The sequence below is a fragment of the Roseomonas aerilata DSM 19363 genome (assembly GCF_000711725.1).
Taxonomy (GTDB): domain Bacteria; phylum Pseudomonadota; class Alphaproteobacteria; order Acetobacterales; family Acetobacteraceae; genus Roseomonas; species Roseomonas aerilata.
The window spans coordinates 25,548-39,638 of record NZ_JONP01000021.1 but is presented as its reverse complement, the minus strand read 5'-3'; the positions used below and the strand labels follow the sequence as shown (position 1 = coordinate 39,638).

The 14,091-nt window shown below is 71.1% G+C and carries 15 protein-coding genes; 7 read left to right on the top strand and 8 right to left on the bottom strand.

The annotated features are described in order from the left end of the window. Positions 1-304: 304 nt before the first annotated feature. Both BO39_RS20375 and BO39_RS20370 read right to left on the bottom strand, forming a co-directional pair. A complete protein-coding gene (locus tag BO39_RS20375; protein WP_043836890.1) occupies positions 305-1,147 on the bottom strand; it encodes a fumarylacetoacetate hydrolase family protein in 843 nt (280 codons plus the stop codon). Between the two features lie 87 nt (positions 1,148-1,234). Next, positions 1,235-2,281 carry an alpha/beta hydrolase gene (locus tag BO39_RS20370; RefSeq protein ID WP_043836889.1) on the bottom strand — a complete coding sequence of 349 codons (1,047 nt, stop codon included), beginning with the start codon at positions 2,279-2,281 and terminating at the stop codon, positions 1,235-1,237. A gap of 187 nt (positions 2,282-2,468) precedes the next feature. On the opposite strand from BO39_RS20370, the gene BO39_RS20365 reads away from it, so the two are divergent. The 4 genes from BO39_RS20365 (at position 2,469) to BO39_RS20350 (ending at position 6,220) form a co-directional block, all read left to right on the top strand. After that, positions 2,469-3,878, top strand: a complete 1,410-nt coding sequence (locus BO39_RS20365; RefSeq protein ID WP_043836888.1) for an MATE family efflux transporter — start codon at positions 2,469-2,471, stop codon at positions 3,876-3,878. Then, positions 3,875-4,321, top strand: a complete 447-nt coding sequence (locus tag BO39_RS20360; RefSeq protein ID WP_043836887.1) for a PaaI family thioesterase — start codon at positions 3,875-3,877, stop codon at positions 4,319-4,321. The genes BO39_RS20365 and BO39_RS20360 overlap by 4 nt, the downstream gene beginning before the upstream one ends. Positions 4,322-4,422: 101 nt before the next feature. Next, positions 4,423-4,821 carry a hypothetical protein gene (locus BO39_RS20355; RefSeq protein WP_043836886.1) on the top strand — a complete coding sequence of 133 codons (399 nt, stop codon included), beginning with the start codon at positions 4,423-4,425 and terminating at the stop codon, positions 4,819-4,821. A 244-nt stretch (positions 4,822-5,065) separates the two neighbouring features. After that, on the top strand, positions 5,066-6,220 hold the full coding sequence (locus BO39_RS20350) for an OprO/OprP family phosphate-selective porin (protein WP_169742795.1): 1,155 nt from the start codon (positions 5,066-5,068) through the stop codon (positions 6,218-6,220). A 24-nt stretch (positions 6,221-6,244) separates the two neighbouring features. Here BO39_RS20350 and BO39_RS20345 read toward each other — a convergent pair whose 3' ends face one another. The 3 genes from BO39_RS20345 to BO39_RS20335 form a co-directional block, all read right to left on the bottom strand. Continuing rightward, positions 6,245-7,114 carry a cell envelope integrity EipB family protein gene (locus BO39_RS20345; RefSeq protein ID WP_043836884.1) on the bottom strand — a complete coding sequence of 290 codons (870 nt, stop codon included), beginning with the start codon at positions 7,112-7,114 and terminating at the stop codon, positions 6,245-6,247. A 28-nt stretch (positions 7,115-7,142) separates the two neighbouring features. Next, a complete protein-coding gene (gene aspS, locus BO39_RS20340) occupies positions 7,143-8,999 on the bottom strand; it encodes an aspartate--tRNA ligase (protein WP_043836883.1) in 1,857 nt (618 codons plus the stop codon). Positions 9,000-9,088: 89 nt separating this feature from the next. Continuing rightward, positions 9,089-9,766, bottom strand: a complete 678-nt coding sequence (locus tag BO39_RS20335) for a YqgE/AlgH family protein (protein WP_084698301.1) — start codon at positions 9,764-9,766, stop codon at positions 9,089-9,091. Between the two features lie 145 nt (positions 9,767-9,911). On the opposite strand from BO39_RS20335, the gene BO39_RS20330 reads away from it, so the two are divergent. From BO39_RS20330 to BO39_RS20320, 3 genes are read left to right on the top strand one after another with little or no spacing between them, the layout of a single operon-like run. Further along, positions 9,912-10,394, top strand: a complete 483-nt coding sequence (locus BO39_RS20330; RefSeq protein WP_043836882.1) for a peroxiredoxin — start codon at positions 9,912-9,914, stop codon at positions 10,392-10,394. Beyond that, positions 10,391-10,672 (top strand): hypothetical protein, encoded by a 282-nt coding sequence (locus tag BO39_RS20325; RefSeq protein ID WP_043836881.1) that lies wholly within the window; start codon positions 10,391-10,393, stop codon positions 10,670-10,672. Before BO39_RS20330 ends, BO39_RS20325 begins: the two co-directional genes overlap by 4 nt. A 59-nt stretch (positions 10,673-10,731) precedes the next feature. Further along, positions 10,732-11,517 (top strand): SDR family NAD(P)-dependent oxidoreductase, encoded by a 786-nt coding sequence (locus tag BO39_RS20320; RefSeq protein WP_043836880.1) that lies wholly within the window; start codon positions 10,732-10,734, stop codon positions 11,515-11,517. Between the two features lie 171 nt (positions 11,518-11,688). Here the strand turns inward: BO39_RS20320 and BO39_RS20315 are convergent, their stop codons facing one another. Genes BO39_RS20315 through BO39_RS20305 form a run of 3 tightly spaced genes read right to left on the bottom strand, consistent with a single transcriptional unit; the run spans position 11,689 to position 14,046 of the window. After that, a complete protein-coding gene (locus BO39_RS20315; RefSeq protein ID WP_043836879.1) occupies positions 11,689-12,114 on the bottom strand; it encodes a PaaI family thioesterase in 426 nt (141 codons plus the stop codon). Positions 12,115-12,136: 22 nt separating this feature from the next. Further along, positions 12,137-13,003: a flagellar motor stator protein MotA gene (motA, locus tag BO39_RS20310; RefSeq protein WP_043836878.1), complete on the bottom strand. Its 867-nt coding sequence runs from the start codon at positions 13,001-13,003 to the stop codon at positions 12,137-12,139. Continuing rightward, positions 13,000-14,046 (bottom strand): flagellar motor protein MotB, encoded by a 1,047-nt coding sequence (locus BO39_RS20305; protein ID WP_043836877.1) that lies wholly within the window; start codon positions 14,044-14,046, stop codon positions 13,000-13,002. Before BO39_RS20305 ends, motA begins: the two co-directional genes overlap by 4 nt. Positions 14,047-14,091: the final 45 nt, after the last annotated feature.

Here is a 14,091-nt window from a genome sequence, read left to right as displayed (position 1 = left end):
TGACTCCGGGGAGAGGAAGAAGGAATTCTTCCTCTCCCCGGACCCCTCACCATCATCTTTTTCGGTCTGTTTGAAAGGCCATGCGGCCGGTGCGCCTCGGGTCGTGGACCCGAGGCGACTGCCATCAAAGGAAGGGCGCCGAGAGGGAACCGGCCCTCAATCACCGCATCCGTGCCAGCCAGATGGGGATCCAAGGGCCTCAGGCCCTTGGCGGGTGAGGTCCGGAGAGGGCGGAGCCCTCTCTGGCGGCCGTAGGCGGGAACTTCAGCCGCGGCAGTCCGACCCTAGGCGCCGCAAACCTGTCCTACCCCGCGATGGTCCGCTGGGTTTGCACCCCAAGCCCGTCGATTCCTACCCGCATCACCTGGCCCGGCCGCAGGTAGACCGGTGGCTTCATGCCCAGCCCGACGCCCGGGGGCGTGCCTGTGGTGATGATGTCCCCGGGGTGCAGCGTGATGAAGCGCGAGGTGTAGGAGACGAGCGTCCGCACGTCGAAGATCATCGTCCGCGTGGAGCCGTCCTGCATCCGCCTGCCGTCGAGTTCCAGCCACATCGAGAGGTCCTGTGGGTCCGCCACCTCGTCGGCCGTGACCAGCCAGGGGCCGACGGGGCCGTAGCCGTCCACGCTCTTGCCCTTGTCCCAGGTTCCCCCGCGCTCGAGCTGCCATTCCCGCTCGGACACGTCGTTGCAGATCGCATAGCCTGCCACGTGGTCCAGCGCCGCCTCGGCGGAGACGCGGCGGGCGGTGGTGCCGATGACGATCGCCAGCTCCACCTCCCAGTCGCTCTTCTGGCTATCCGGCGGGATGGCGATGTCGTCGTCGGGCCCGGCGAGGGAGTTGAGCGACTTGAGGAAGATGATCGGCTCCTTCGGAACCGCCGCCCCGCTCTCCGCGGCGTGGTCGGCGTAGTTGAGGCCGATCGCCACGAAGTTCCGCGTGCCGGCCACGGGCGCGCCGAGCCGCACGCCCGCCTCCACGGCGGGGAGGGAGGCCGGGTCCAGCGCCGCGAGCCGCGCCAGGCCTTCCGGCGAGAGGGTCGCGCCCCCGAGATCCGGCACCACGTCGGAGAGGTCGCGGATCACCCCGCCCGCGTCCAGCATCCCCGGTTTTTCGGCGCCCGCGGGCCCGTATCGCAGCAGCTTCATCGTCCAGACTTCCCCCGTGTCATGCCGGCCTCATAGCACGGCGGCTTATCCGTCGCTCACCCCCGCACCGGGCGCCCGACCGGGCCCTCAGGCGAAGGCTTCCTCCAGGAAGACCTGCACCGCCTGGAACAGGGCGCCCCGGTTGCGCTCCAGCATCATCGTGTGGGTTCCCTCCGCCAGGATGGTCAGCCGCTTGCCCGGGGAGTTCACCATCAGCGGGAAGAGCGTGTTGGCCATGGAGGGCGGCGTGTCCCGGTCCCATTCGCCGAGCACGAGCAGCGCCGGCACCGTCACCTTCGCCGGGTCGTAGAAGGGTTTGCCGGCATCCCAGTAGTCCCGGATGTCCTGCAGCACGCCGTTGGGCGCGCGCAGCACGGAGGGAACCTGGCGGGCCCCTTCCGGGTCGGTCGCAAAGGTCGTGTCCGCCCAGTGCTCGAACCAGCCCGGCGGGATCAGCCCGGCCCGCTTGTTGTCGGGCACCCCGTTCATCCAGCGCTCCCGCGCCTGGGCCCGCGTCACCGTGCGATAGGCCGCGAGCGGCCCGTCGGGCACCGGCACCGCCCCGCGGTTGGAGGCGTCCCGCAGCCAGAGCGGCGCGTTGAGCACCAGCCGGTCCACCAGCCCCGGATTATCGGCGGCGAAGCGGGCCACGAGGGCCGTGCCCCAGGACCAGCCGATCAGCCCGGTCTTCTGGACGCCGCGCGCCTCGCGGATGTGCTTGAGCGCGGCCCCGATATCGGCCACGGCCTGCTCCCCCTGCGTCGGCGGCGGGGTGGTGTCGGCCGGCGGCCGGGTAGAGCGGCCATAGCCCACGAGGTCGAGGCTCCACACGTCGAAGCCGCGACCGGCCATGTAGTCCATCCAGGACACGCCGGAGAGGGCAAGGTCGAAGGCCGTGCTGGCGGGGTAGGTCGCACCATGAACGCAGAGGATCACCCGGTCCGGCCGCGGGGCCGCGCCTCCCTCAGGCCGCTTGTTCCGGAGGTAGATCTGCGTGCCGGCCTGACTGCCGGGGATCAGCATCTCGTCGAAGGCCACGCCGGCCGGCTGCGCCTCGGCCCTGTCAGCCACGGTGGAGAGCGCCAGGGCGGTGCCCCCGATCAGGGGGGCTGTGAGGGCGGTTCGACGCTGCATGGGGGTGTTTCCTCTTGCGGATCGGAGGCCCGAACGGACGGGCACCGCGCATGGGACGAACCTGCCACTCGCGCCCGCCCGTGCCAACGCCGCAGCAGATCGTGGCAAATTCGAACCGAAGCATGCCTCGGCGGTAACCGCGCCCGCCCGCCTGCCATCGCCGGGGTGGAGGCCCCACATAGCCGGGATGAACAAGGCAATACCCGGCCGCGCCGGCTGGTGGGAGGAAGCGCGCGCCACCCTTCTCCTCGCCTGGCCGATGGCGCTGACCAATCTTTCCCAAATGGCCCTGCTGGCCACCGACGCCGCCTTCCTTGGCCATCTCTCCACGGAGGCGCTGGCGGCGGTCACCCTTTCGGGCACCATCCTCTGGACCGTGCTCTCGCCCGGCTTCGGCCTCTCCTTCGCCAGCGCCGCCATGCTGGCGCAGGAGAAGGGGCGCCGCGTCGGGCATGTGCGCGCCATGCGCCGCACGCTGCGCGCAGGCTTCTGGGGTGCCGTGCTCGCTTCCATCCCAGGCATGCTCATCCTGTGGAACGGGGGCGCGGTGCTGCGGGCCCTCGGGCAGGATCCCGCCCTGGCCGGGCCGGCACAGGACTTCATGCGCGCCGTGCTCTGGGGCATTCCGGCGTTCGGCCTGTTCCTGACGCTGCGTGGCCTGATGGCCGCGATGGAGCGGCCCTGGGCGCCGCTCGTGATCGGCGTGCTCGCGGTGCCGCTCAATGCGCTCGTCGGCTGGGCTTTCATCTTCGGGCATCTTGGCGCCCCCGCGCTCGGCGTCCGCGGTGCCGGGATCGCGAGCGCCAGCGCCGACATCTTCATGTTCGCCGCCCTCGCCCTCGTCGTCGCGCGCGACCGGCGCCTGCGGCGCTACCGCTTCTTCGGCCGCTTCTGGCGCCTCGACCCCTCCCGGCTCGGCAAGGTGCTGCGGCTCGGCCTGCCGATCTCCGCGCAGATGCTGCTCGAGATCGGGCTGTTCAGCGCGGTCGGCCTCGTCATGGGGGCCTTCGGCGCCGGGGCGGTCGCGGCCCATGCCATCGCGTTGCAGATCGCCAGCACCACCTTCGCCATCCCCCTCGGCCTGGCGCAGGCGGCAACCACGCGGGTGGGGCTGGCGATCGGCGCCGCCCGGCCCCGTGCGGCCTGGCGGGCCGGCTGGACGGCTATCCTTCTCTCCACCGCCTTCATGGGGCCCATGGCCGCCCTGATGCTGCTGGCGCCGGGGGCGCTCGTCGGCCTGTTCCTCGATCCTGCCGCGCCAGGCTCGGCGGAGACCGCCGCCCTGGCCGCGACCCTTCTCTTCCTCGCGGGGCTGTTCCAGCTCAGCGACGGGGTGCAGGTCGTCGGCGCCGGGGCGCTGCGGGGCCTGCACGACACGCGCGCGCCGATGCTGATCGCGGCCGCAGGCTACTGGGCGTTGGGCTTCACCGCCGCCCTGGCCCTCGCCTTCCCGGCCGGGCTCGGGCCCGCGGGCATCTGGGCCGGGCTCGTCATTGGCCTGCTCGGCGTCGCTGCGGCGATGAGCTGGCGCTGGGCGCGCCTCTCCCGCCGGGGCGGCTTGACGGCCCGCCGCCAGCTTGCCCCCATCGCCCCATGAGCACCCCGCCCGACACAGCCCCGGCCATCTGGAAGAAGCAGACGACGCTGGAGGAGCTGACCGACCGCCTGGGGGCCGGCGCGCCCGGCCATCTCGGCCTTCGCTTCACGGAGATCGGCCCGGACTACCTCCGTGCCGCGATGGTGATCGACCATCGCCACGTCCAGCCCTGGCGGGTGCTGCATGGCGGCATCTCCGTCGTGGTCTCGGAGACGCTAGGCAGCGTCGCCTCCTTCCTCGCGGTGCCGGAGGGCTTCCACTGCGTGGGCATCGAGATCAACGCGAACCACATCGCCCCCGTGCCGGAGGGCCAGGAGATCACGGCGGAGTGCCGCCCGATCCATACCGGCCGCTCCACCCAGGTCTGGCAGACCGAGATCCGCCGGCCGGACGGGCGCCTGGCCTGCATCTCCCGCATCACCTGCGCCGTGGTGCCGGACTAGGGGAGGGGCGTCGTTACCATCCGTATCCTGCCGCCGCGCACCGGAAACCCCGCTCGCGCCAGGATGCTTCACCCGAAGGACCGGCGAAGAGGATTCCTGCCATGCAAAAGCCCCTGTTCCTCGCCGCGGCCTTGGGCCTGATGGGCGCCGCAGGGCTCGCCCTGGCCCAGCCCGCGCCCCCGCCGGCCGCACCGCCGCCACCGCCCCAGGTGCAGGCCCCGGTGCCGCCTCCGCCGCCCGGGCCTGGGCCTGGGCCGCGCGGGCCCGGCATGGCGGGCCCGGACGGAGGCCCCGGCATGCACGGGCCGATGATGATGGAGGCCTACGGCCCCGTGCGCGGCTGGCACCGGCCCCCGCCGCCCTCCCGCGCGGCGAGCTTCTACTTTCAGCGCAACGATGACGAGATCCATATCCAGTGCGCCGAGGGTGAATCCACCCGCGCCTGCGTGGATGCCGCGTCCGTCCTGCTGGACAAGCTCGGCGCGCTTCCGACGCGCTAGCCCGTAGCGGGGGCGGGCCTTTCGCGCCCGTTCCTGGCCGGCCTGGCGATCACAACCCCTCCAGCCTGCTCAGGGACGAGCGCGCGCGGTCGCGAAGGCGGCTACGAGCCCCAGGCCGCGATCAGCGCGGCGGGGGTACGCCATGCCTGCTCGTCCGAGGCCGCTTTTTCCACGCCTTCTCCGCCGCGCCCTGATCATGGCGTTTCTGGTGGCCGGCCCGGCCATGGCAGAGGAGGGGAATGCCGTGCCATCCCCCGACGGCCTCCGCTGGAACGGCCCGGCGCCCACGCTGCAACTCGGGGGCGGCGACTTCACCCTTCGCCCCACGCTTCGCCTGGACGCCGATGCCGGCTCCTTCTTCGGCCAGGAGGAGCCGGGCGGCTACCGCAGCGGCGTGAACCTCCGGCGCGGCCGGCTGGGCGTGCGCGGCACGGTGCTGAGAGACTTCTCCTACGCCTTCACCTGGGAGTTCGGGGGCGCCTCGCCGAACGACTACGGCAACCTCTTCGAGGCGCAGGTCGCCTATACCGGCCTGCGGGGCACCACCATCCGCGCCGGGGCCTTCACCCTCCAGCACCTGCCCGATTTTGCCGGCTCATCCTTCGATCTTCCCTTCCTGGAGAGGGCAGCGATCAGCAACGTCGTCGGCTCCCTCGCCTCCGGCAGCACACGGACAGCTATCGGCGCCGAGGGGAACGGCGCGATCGGCGGGGAGGGCGCCCGCTGGAACGCCAGCGCCTATGTCACCGGCGGCGTCGCCTCCACGCCCCATGACGAGCGGCAGCGCGGCCTGGCAGGACGCGCCGTGCTGCTGGCGGTGGACCGCCCGGGGTTGCAGGTCCAGTTCGGCCTGGACGCCGCGGTGCAGCTTCACCCGGGCACGAGCCCCGGGCCGGAGTCCATCCGCCTGCGCGACTATCCCGAGCTTCGCGTGGACAGCCGCCGCTTCCTCGACAGCGGCAGCATCCGCGCGGACGGCGCATGGGCCGCGGGACCGGAGGCTTCGGTCCGCCTCGGCCCGGTCTATCTCGAGGGCGTGTGGCAGCGGGTCGCCGTGGACGCCGTCTCGGGTCCCGATGCCCGCTTCGAGGGCTGGTACGTCCAGGCCCTGATGCCCCTGGTCGGCCCGCCCCGCCAGCGAGCGGCGGAGAGCGGCACCTGGAAGCGGCCCGAGGCGGGCGGCTTTCCCGGTGCCCTCGAACTCGCCGGCCGGTACAGCACCGTCGACCTCAGGCAGGGCTCACGCGGCGCGCGGCAATCCGTCCTGACCCTCGGGCTGAACTGGTACCCGACCGACCGCCTCCGCCTTGCCGCCCATTACGAGAACGGCACCACGGTGCTGGACGGCCCCGGGCGGGACTTCCAAGCGGTCGGCCTGCGCGCCGCCTTCAACCTCTAAGGGTGCTTCCGGGTCTGGGCGGCCTCAGCAGCCGCCCGGCACCGCCTCCAGCGTCTCCAGCTTCCCGTTCACCGAGAACTCGCCGAAATCCATGTTCAGGTCATCGGCGACGCCGTTCGCGTAGTAGCGCAGCCCCACCTCGTAATCGGGCGAGGAGGCTCCGCCGCCGCTGTTGTCCTTGCCGAAGAAGGCGATCCGCATGCGCCCGCTCTCCTGCCCGCCCAATAGCGGGAAGCGCGGCTGCGCGTCCGCCTCGCGCTTCCAGGGGGAGACGATGGTGGTGCTCTCCTGCGCCCCGTCCTCGCTCGTGCCGTCCATGAGGGGCACGTTGAGGATGCGCTGGCCCGAGCGCGCCGCCGCGATCGCGCGGATGGTGTGCGCCATGGGCAGGAGCGTGCCGGGCGGCAGCGCCTCCTGCCGCGCACTCGGCTGGTCGTAGTTGGCGCTGCCGGAGCCGTCGGACTGAAGCACCGCCTCGCCGGTGATGCGGTTGCTGACGGCGCCGCCCGTCATCTGCGTCATCGAGAAGCGGAGGCGACGACCGTCCTTGCTCTCCCAGGTCGCGTAGTCGGAGGCGGTCTCGATCGTCTGGCCGTCGCGGTCCTGCAGGCGCATCGTGAGGCGCTGGCGGCTGGCCCAGCCGTCGCAGGCGTCCAGCACCTCGAACAGCATCACGCCCTCCGCCCGCGAGATGTCGGAGCTGTCGCGCGCCTTGTCGAAGCTGAGGCGATAGGCGCCGCGATGGGCCACCATCTCCTCCGAGCCCGGCAGGACGGCGGCCTGCGCCGCCCCAGGCGCCGCCGCAGGGGCGGGCTGCTGGGCGGGCGCAGGCCCGGCCAGGGCGAGCGTCATGCCCAGGGCGGCGGTGGTGGCGAGAAGAGAGCGCAGGCGCATCGAGGTGCCTTTCCGGTTCGGGCCTGACTTAGGTGCTCTTCCCCGGTGTTGCACCCTGCGTGCCAGCGGCTTCCTCGCGAACCGCGCCCGCGGGCTTAGTGGCGGCCTTCGCCGGGGGGATGTCCGGCTTCAGGAACAGTTCCTTCCAGCGGGAGGGCTCGATCGGCGCCGGGGCTCCCATCATCAGGTCCTCCGCCTGCTGGTTGAGCGGGAAGAGGGTGATCTCGCGGATGTTCGGCTCGTCGGCCAGCAGCATCACCATGCGGTCGATGCCCGGCGCGGAGCCGCCATGCGGGGGGGCGCCGTAGCGGAAGGCGTTCAGCATGCCGCCGAAGCGCTCCTCCACCTCGTCGGCGGTGTAGCCGGCGATCTCGAAGGCGCGGATCATGATGTCCGGCCGGTGGTTGCGGATGGCGCCCGAGGAGAGCTCGATGCCATTGCAGACGATGTCGTACTGATAAGCCTTAATATCGAGCGGATTCATGGAGTTCAGCGCCTCCAGCCCGCCCTGCGGCATGGAGAAGGGGTTGTGGCTGAAGTCGATGCCGCCCGGCTTCTCCTCGCTCGCCTCGTACATCGGGAAATCGACGATCCAGCAGAAGCGGAAGGCGCCTTCCTCGATCAGGCCGAGCTCGTTGCCGAGGCGCGTGCGGACGGCGCCCGCGAACTTCTGGGCGTCCTCCTTCACCCCGGCGGCGAAGAAGACGGCGTCGCCGGGGTTCAGCCCGCAGGCGGCGCGGATCGCCTCCACGCGGTCCGCCTCGAGGTTCTTGGCGATGGGGCCCTTCGCGCCGTCGGCGGCGAACTGGATGTAGCCGAGGCCGCCCGCGCCCTCAGCGCGCGCCCACTCGTTCAGCTTGTCGAAGAAGCCGCGGGGCTTGTCGGCCGCGCCGGGCGCCGGGATGGCGCGGATAATCCCGCCCGAGGCCGCGATCTTCGAGAAGAGCCCGAAGCCTGAGCCCGCGAAGTGCTGGGTGACGTCGGTGATCTTCAGCGGGTTGCGCAGGTCCGGCTTGTCCGAGCCGTACTCGAGCATCGCGGTGTCGTAGGCGATGCGCGGGAAGGGCGCGGGCGTCACGGTGCGGCCGCCGCCGAACTCGACGAAGACGCCGTGCATGACCGGCTCGATGGCCGCGAAAACATCCTCCTGCGTGACAAAGCTCATCTCGAAGTCGAGCTGGTAGAACTCGCCGGGGGAGCGGTCCGCGCGCGCCGCCTCGTCGCGGAAGCAGGGGGCGATCTGGAAGTAGCGGTCGAAGCCGGCGACCATCGCCAGCTGCTTGAACATCTGCGGCGCCTGGGGCAGCGCGTAGAACTTGCCGGGGTGCAGGCGAGAGGGCACGAGGAAGTCGCGCGCGCCCTCCGGACTGCTGGCCGTCAGGAGCGGCGTCTGGAACTCGGTGAAGCCCTGCTCGATCATCCGGCGGCGGATGGAGGCGATCACGCCCGAGCGGAGCATGAGGTTCCGGTGCTGCTTCTCCCGCCGAAGGTCGAGGAAGCGGTAGCGGAGGCGCAGCTCCTCCGGGAATTCCTGGTCGCCGGCCACCTGGATCGGCAGGACATCGGCCGGGGACTGCACGGTGAGCTCGGCCACCCTCAGCTCCACCTCGCCCGTCGGCAGCTTCGGGTTCACCGTGCCTGCCTCGCGCGCGACAACCGCGCCGGTAACGGTGATCACGCTCTCGGGGCGCAGGTTGTCGGCGGCCTCGAAGACTGGGGAGCCGGCGGGCACCACGCACTGCGTCAGGCCGTAATGGTCACGCAGGTCGATGAACAGCAGTCCGCCATGGTCGCGCTTGCGGTGCACCCAGCCGGAGAGCCGGACGGTGCTGCCGGCGTCCGACGCGCGGAGCGCGCCGCAGGTGTGAGTGCGATAGGCGTGCATGGTGGAGGGGCCTGATGCTGGTCGTGTAGGGGCCCGCAAGAGCGGCAGGGCGGGGCGGGTGTCAACCCCGGCGCCCGGGCGCCCGGCCTTCAGGCCCGCCCGGCGGTGCCCACCAGCAGCAGCGGGTCCACCTTCAGCTTCGCCAGCGCCCGGCGCCATTTCGCGTCCTGGTCCTCCTCGGTGAAGAGGATCGCCTCGTCCGGCGTGACGTTCAGCCAGGCGTTGTGCTGGATCTCGCTCTCGAGCTGGCCCGGGCCCCAGCCGGCATAGCCGAGGGCAAGCAGGCCCTGGCGTGGCCCGCCGCCGCCCGCGATCGCCTTGAGGATGTCCACGCTGGCGGTCAGCGCGAAGCCGCCATCCATGGTCAGGCTGCTGTCGCTCGACCAATCCCCGGTGTGCAGCACGAAGCCGCGCCCGCCCTCCACCGGACCGCCGGCATGCAGGCGGATGCGCCGCGCCGGGGGCACAGGGGTCACGTCGAGCTGCTTCAGCAGGTCGTCGAAGGTGAGGTTCTCGATGGCGCGGTTCAGCACGATCCCCATCGCCCCCTCGGCCGAGTGGGCGCAGAGGCAGATCACGGAGCGCGCGAAGCGCGGGTCCTCCATGCTCGGCATGGCAATGAGCAGCTGTCCGCCGAGCCAGCCCTCCTCTGCCGGGGGCTGCTTCATGCGGGAGAGCTGGATCGGTGGGCTCTCGGCTTCCGCCTCTTCCATCTCCTCGTCGAAGGAGGGGGGAAGGGGAGCCTTGTCCTTCGGGCGCCTCGTCATCCCGCGAAGATGGCGGTGCCCCCCGAGTGGTGCAACCCGCCCGCTGCCTCCGCTGTGCAGCTTCGCGTCCGGCGGTGGACGGGCGTTGACAGGGCGGCGGAACCGGCGCCGAAACTGCCGGCTCCATCCGCTGCAGGGACCCCCCATGACCATCAAGACCGGCGACGCCATCCCCTCCGTCAAGATCATGCAGGCGAGCGCGGAGGGCCCGAAGGAGGTCGATACCGCCGCTCTCCTCGGCACCGGCACCGCCGTGCTCTTCGGCGTGCCCGGCGCCTTCACCCCCACCTGCTCCGCCAAGCACCTGCCCGGCTTCGTGCAGCAGGCCGCGGCCCTGAAGGGCAAGGGCGTGGGCACCGTGGCCTGCGTGGCCGTCAACGACGCCTTCGTGATGCAGGCCTGGGCGAAGGATCAGGGCGTGGAGGACAAGGTGGCCATGCTCGCCGACGGCGCCGCCGCCTTCACCAAGGCCCTCGGCCTGGAGCAGGACCTGACTGCCCGCGGCCTCGGCGTCCGCGCCCAGCGCTTCGCCCTCATCCTGAAGGACGGAAAGGTCACCTATGTCGGCGTGGAGGAGCCCGGCGCGTTCGACGTGAGCAGCGCCGAAGCCGTAATGGCCAAGCTGTGAGCGGCCGGAAGGGGGCCGGGGCTAACTGGCCCCTCTTCGCCTGGCAGGCCGGCTGGGTCTTCGCGCTGCGCAGCGCCGACCTGATGGCCAGTCCGGCCAGCGCCAGCTCGGAACTGACGCGCATGGCGCTGGAGAAGCAGCGCGCCTTCGCCGACGGCTGGTTCGCCGCCGGCCGCGCGGCGATGCGGGGCGAGAACCCGGCCGCCGTCATGGCCGCCGCCGCCAGCCCGGCCCGCCGGCGCGTTAGCGCCAATCTCCGCACCCTTCGCAAGGGCTGAGGGGCAACTGCGCCTCCGTTCCCGCGCTTGAAACGGCGCAGGTGAACGGAGGCGGGGGCATGGTTCTTCAGGGCAAGGTGGCCTTCGTCACCGGATCGGATTCCGGCATCGGCGCGGAGATCGCGGTCACCCTCGCCCGTGCCGGGGCGGATATTGCCGTCACCTGGCATACCGACGAGGCGGGGGCACGCGAGACGGCCCAGCGCGTCGAGGCCGCGGGCCGCCGCGCCTTCGTCACGCAGCTTGAGGTGATGGAGTCAAAATCCGTCGATGCCGCCTTCGAGGCGGCCCGGAACGCGCTGGGCATTCCCGACATCCTCGTGAACAACGCCGGCAAGGGCATGGGTGGCAAGAAGCCCGTTGCCGAGATCGCGGACGAGGACGTGGAGGTGGTGATCCGCACCAACCTCATGGGGCCGCTCTGGTGCGCCCGCGCCTTCCTCCGCTACCGCCTGCCGCCCCATGGCAAGGAGGGGGGAGGGGGCAAGATCATCAACGTCTCTTCCGTCGCCCAGCACCTGCCGACCGATGGCAGTGCCCCCTACGGCATGTCCAAGGCGGGGGTCGGCTCCTTCATCCGGAGCCTCTCGGTGGAACTCGCGCCCCATAAGATCAACGTCGTCGGCATCGCGCCCGGGTTGATCCAGACGCCGATGACGCAGGAACGGTTGGACGATCCCGCCAAGCGGGAGGCCTCCTTCAAGGAGATTCCCTGGCACCGTGCCGGGCAGCCCGAGGAGATCGCGAAGCTCGCGCTTTTCCTTGCCAGCCCCGATGCCGACTACATCACGGGACAGACGATTGTGATGGATGGCGGGCTGACCATGAACTGGGGCGGGGCCTGATCCTCTTCCCGCACCAATGACATGTGCCCGGCGCGAGAACCTGGCCTATGACGAGCGCGCAGGCTGGTTCGCCGCCCGCAGCTCCTTCTCTGCCGCCGAGGCCGCCAGGATCGCCCGCCCGACATCGAGCGCGTGCCGGGGCGGGAATACCGCTTCCGGGTCTGAGCCGGCTCAGCGCAAGGGCGAATCGGCCGGCACGCCCTCCGGCACCTGGCTGCCGGAACGCCAGCGATGAGTGCCGGCGCCGTAGGCCACGAGCTTGCCGTCCGGCCCCAGCACCTCGGTGCGGGTGAAGAAGATGTTGCGCCCGGCGGTGACGATCCGGCCCTCGGCCACGATGCGGCCGGTGGTCACCTGCCCGGTGAAGCGGCAGTCCATGTCCACCGTCACCGCTCGGCGCACGTTGCCAGGGACAGTGCAGAACAGCCCCGAATAGCCGCCGGCCTGGTCGATCATCGCGAGCAGCACGCCGCCGTGGAGCACGCCGCTGCGGTTGTGGTGCTTCCGCTCCACCTCGAGGGCGAGGCGGGCATAGCCGTCGCGCCATTCCTCCAGGGTGATGCCGATGAGGTCGTGGAAGGGGGCTGTGTCGTCCATGGCCGCTGGCGTAGCGCGGCCCTCAGGCGATCTGCAAATCCTGCAGCACCGCTTCCAATTCCTGGAAGGAGGGCATGTAGGCGGTGGGTGCCATCTTGCGCCCGGTTTCCACCGAGACCTGAGGCGCGTTGCCGTGCAGGTGCGCCACGAGCACCGCGCGGATCACCTCGAAATACTTTGTCTCCTCGTCCACCACACCCTTCAGGCGCGCGGCCATGGGACCCATCACGCCATAGGCCAGCAGCACGCCGAGGAAGGTGCCGACCAGCGCGCCGCCGATCATGCTGCCGAGCACCGTCGGCGGCTGGTCAATCGAGGCCATGGTCTTGATGACACCGAGCACCGCCGCGACGATCCCGAGGGCCGGAAGCGCGTCCGCCATGCTCTGCATCGCGTGGGAGGGGTGCAGCTCCTCCTCCTTCAGCTTCTTCAGCTCCCGCGCCATCACGTCCTCGATCTGGTGCGGGTCGTCGGCGTTCATGCCGACCATGCGGAGATAGTCGCAGATGATCGCGACGGCGTGGTGGTTCGCCTTGATCTTGGGGAACTTCGCGAAGGCGGGGCTCTCGTCGGGCTTCTCGATATGCGCTTCCAGCGCCATGGCGCCCTTGGTCTGCACGAGGCGCACGAACCAGTAGAGCAACGAGAGCATTTCCACGTAGTCGCTCTTGTGGAAGCGCGCGCCCTTGAAGATCTTCCCGAAGCCGGCGAGCGTGTGCTTCACGTCGTGCATCGAGTTCGACATGACGAAGGCGCCGACCGCCGCGCCGCCGATCATCATGCCCTCCAGCGGCAGGGCGTGCAGGATGATGTCGAACTTGCCGCCCGACAGCGTGTAGCCGCCGAAGACGGTGATCATCATCACGACGAAGCCGATGATTGTCGTCATGGCGCAGCGTTCCTCGTGTTCTCGCGCAGGAGCAGGACGGAGACCCGGCGGTTGGCGGCATTGCCGGGATCGTTGGGCAGAAGTGGCTCACGCTCGGCTAGGCCGGCGACGCTGCGGATGCGCGACTCCGCCACCCCGCCCTCCACCAGCAGCCGCCGGGTGGCGTTGGCGCGCTCGGCCGAAAGGTCCCAGTTCGAGCGCGCGCCGGGGCGGAAGGGCGTCGCGTCCGTGTGGCCGGTGATCGAAACGGCGTTCGGCACCCGGTTGATCACCGCCGCCACCTTTGCCAGCAGCGCCTTTGCCTTATCCGCCGGCGCGCTGCCGCCGAGGGCGAACATCGGCTGGCGCTCGGCGTCCAGCAGCTGGATTCGCAGCCCTTCCGGCACCTGCTCCACCTGAAGCTGGCGGGCTAGGTCGGCCAGGGCGGGGTCGTCGCGCACGGCCGCGCGCACCTGCTCGGCCAGGCGGTCCAGGCCCTCGCGCTCGCGCTTCTCCAATTCCTCCCGCAGGGCCTCGGTGCCCGCCTTGGCGACATCGGCGGGGCCGGTCCCGGCCTCCCGGTTGCCGGGCGTGCCGGTTCCCTCAGCGGCGCGGCGCTCGGCAGCCTGCTCGGTCCGGAGGCGGGCGGGGGTCGCCGTCTCGTCGTCGCCCTTCGGGCCCTCGCGGCGCTCCACGGGGGTGGCGGGCGTGTCGCTGTCGTCCTCCTCGAGGTCGAAAACGACCGGGCGCGGGCCTGTCTCCACCCGCATGGAGGAGGCGTTGGAGGCCATCGGCCCCGATTCGCTCGGCGTGCGGCCGCCGAAGGGCTGGCCGGAGCCGCTGGGCCGCTGGCCCATCACGTTCGTCGGGTTGAAGTAGTCGGCCAGTCCCCGCCGCTGCTCCTCCGTCGTGGCGTTGAGCAGCCACATGAGGAGGAAGAAGGCCATCATGGCGGTGACGAAGTCGGCGTAGGCGACTTTCCACGCGCCGCCATGGTGGCCGCCCTCGCCCCCCTCCTCCTTCCTGATGACGATGGTGACGCCTTCGCCCTTGCCTTTTGCCACGGCTCTGCACCCCTAACCGCGGGTAGCATCGCCGAAGCACCCTCA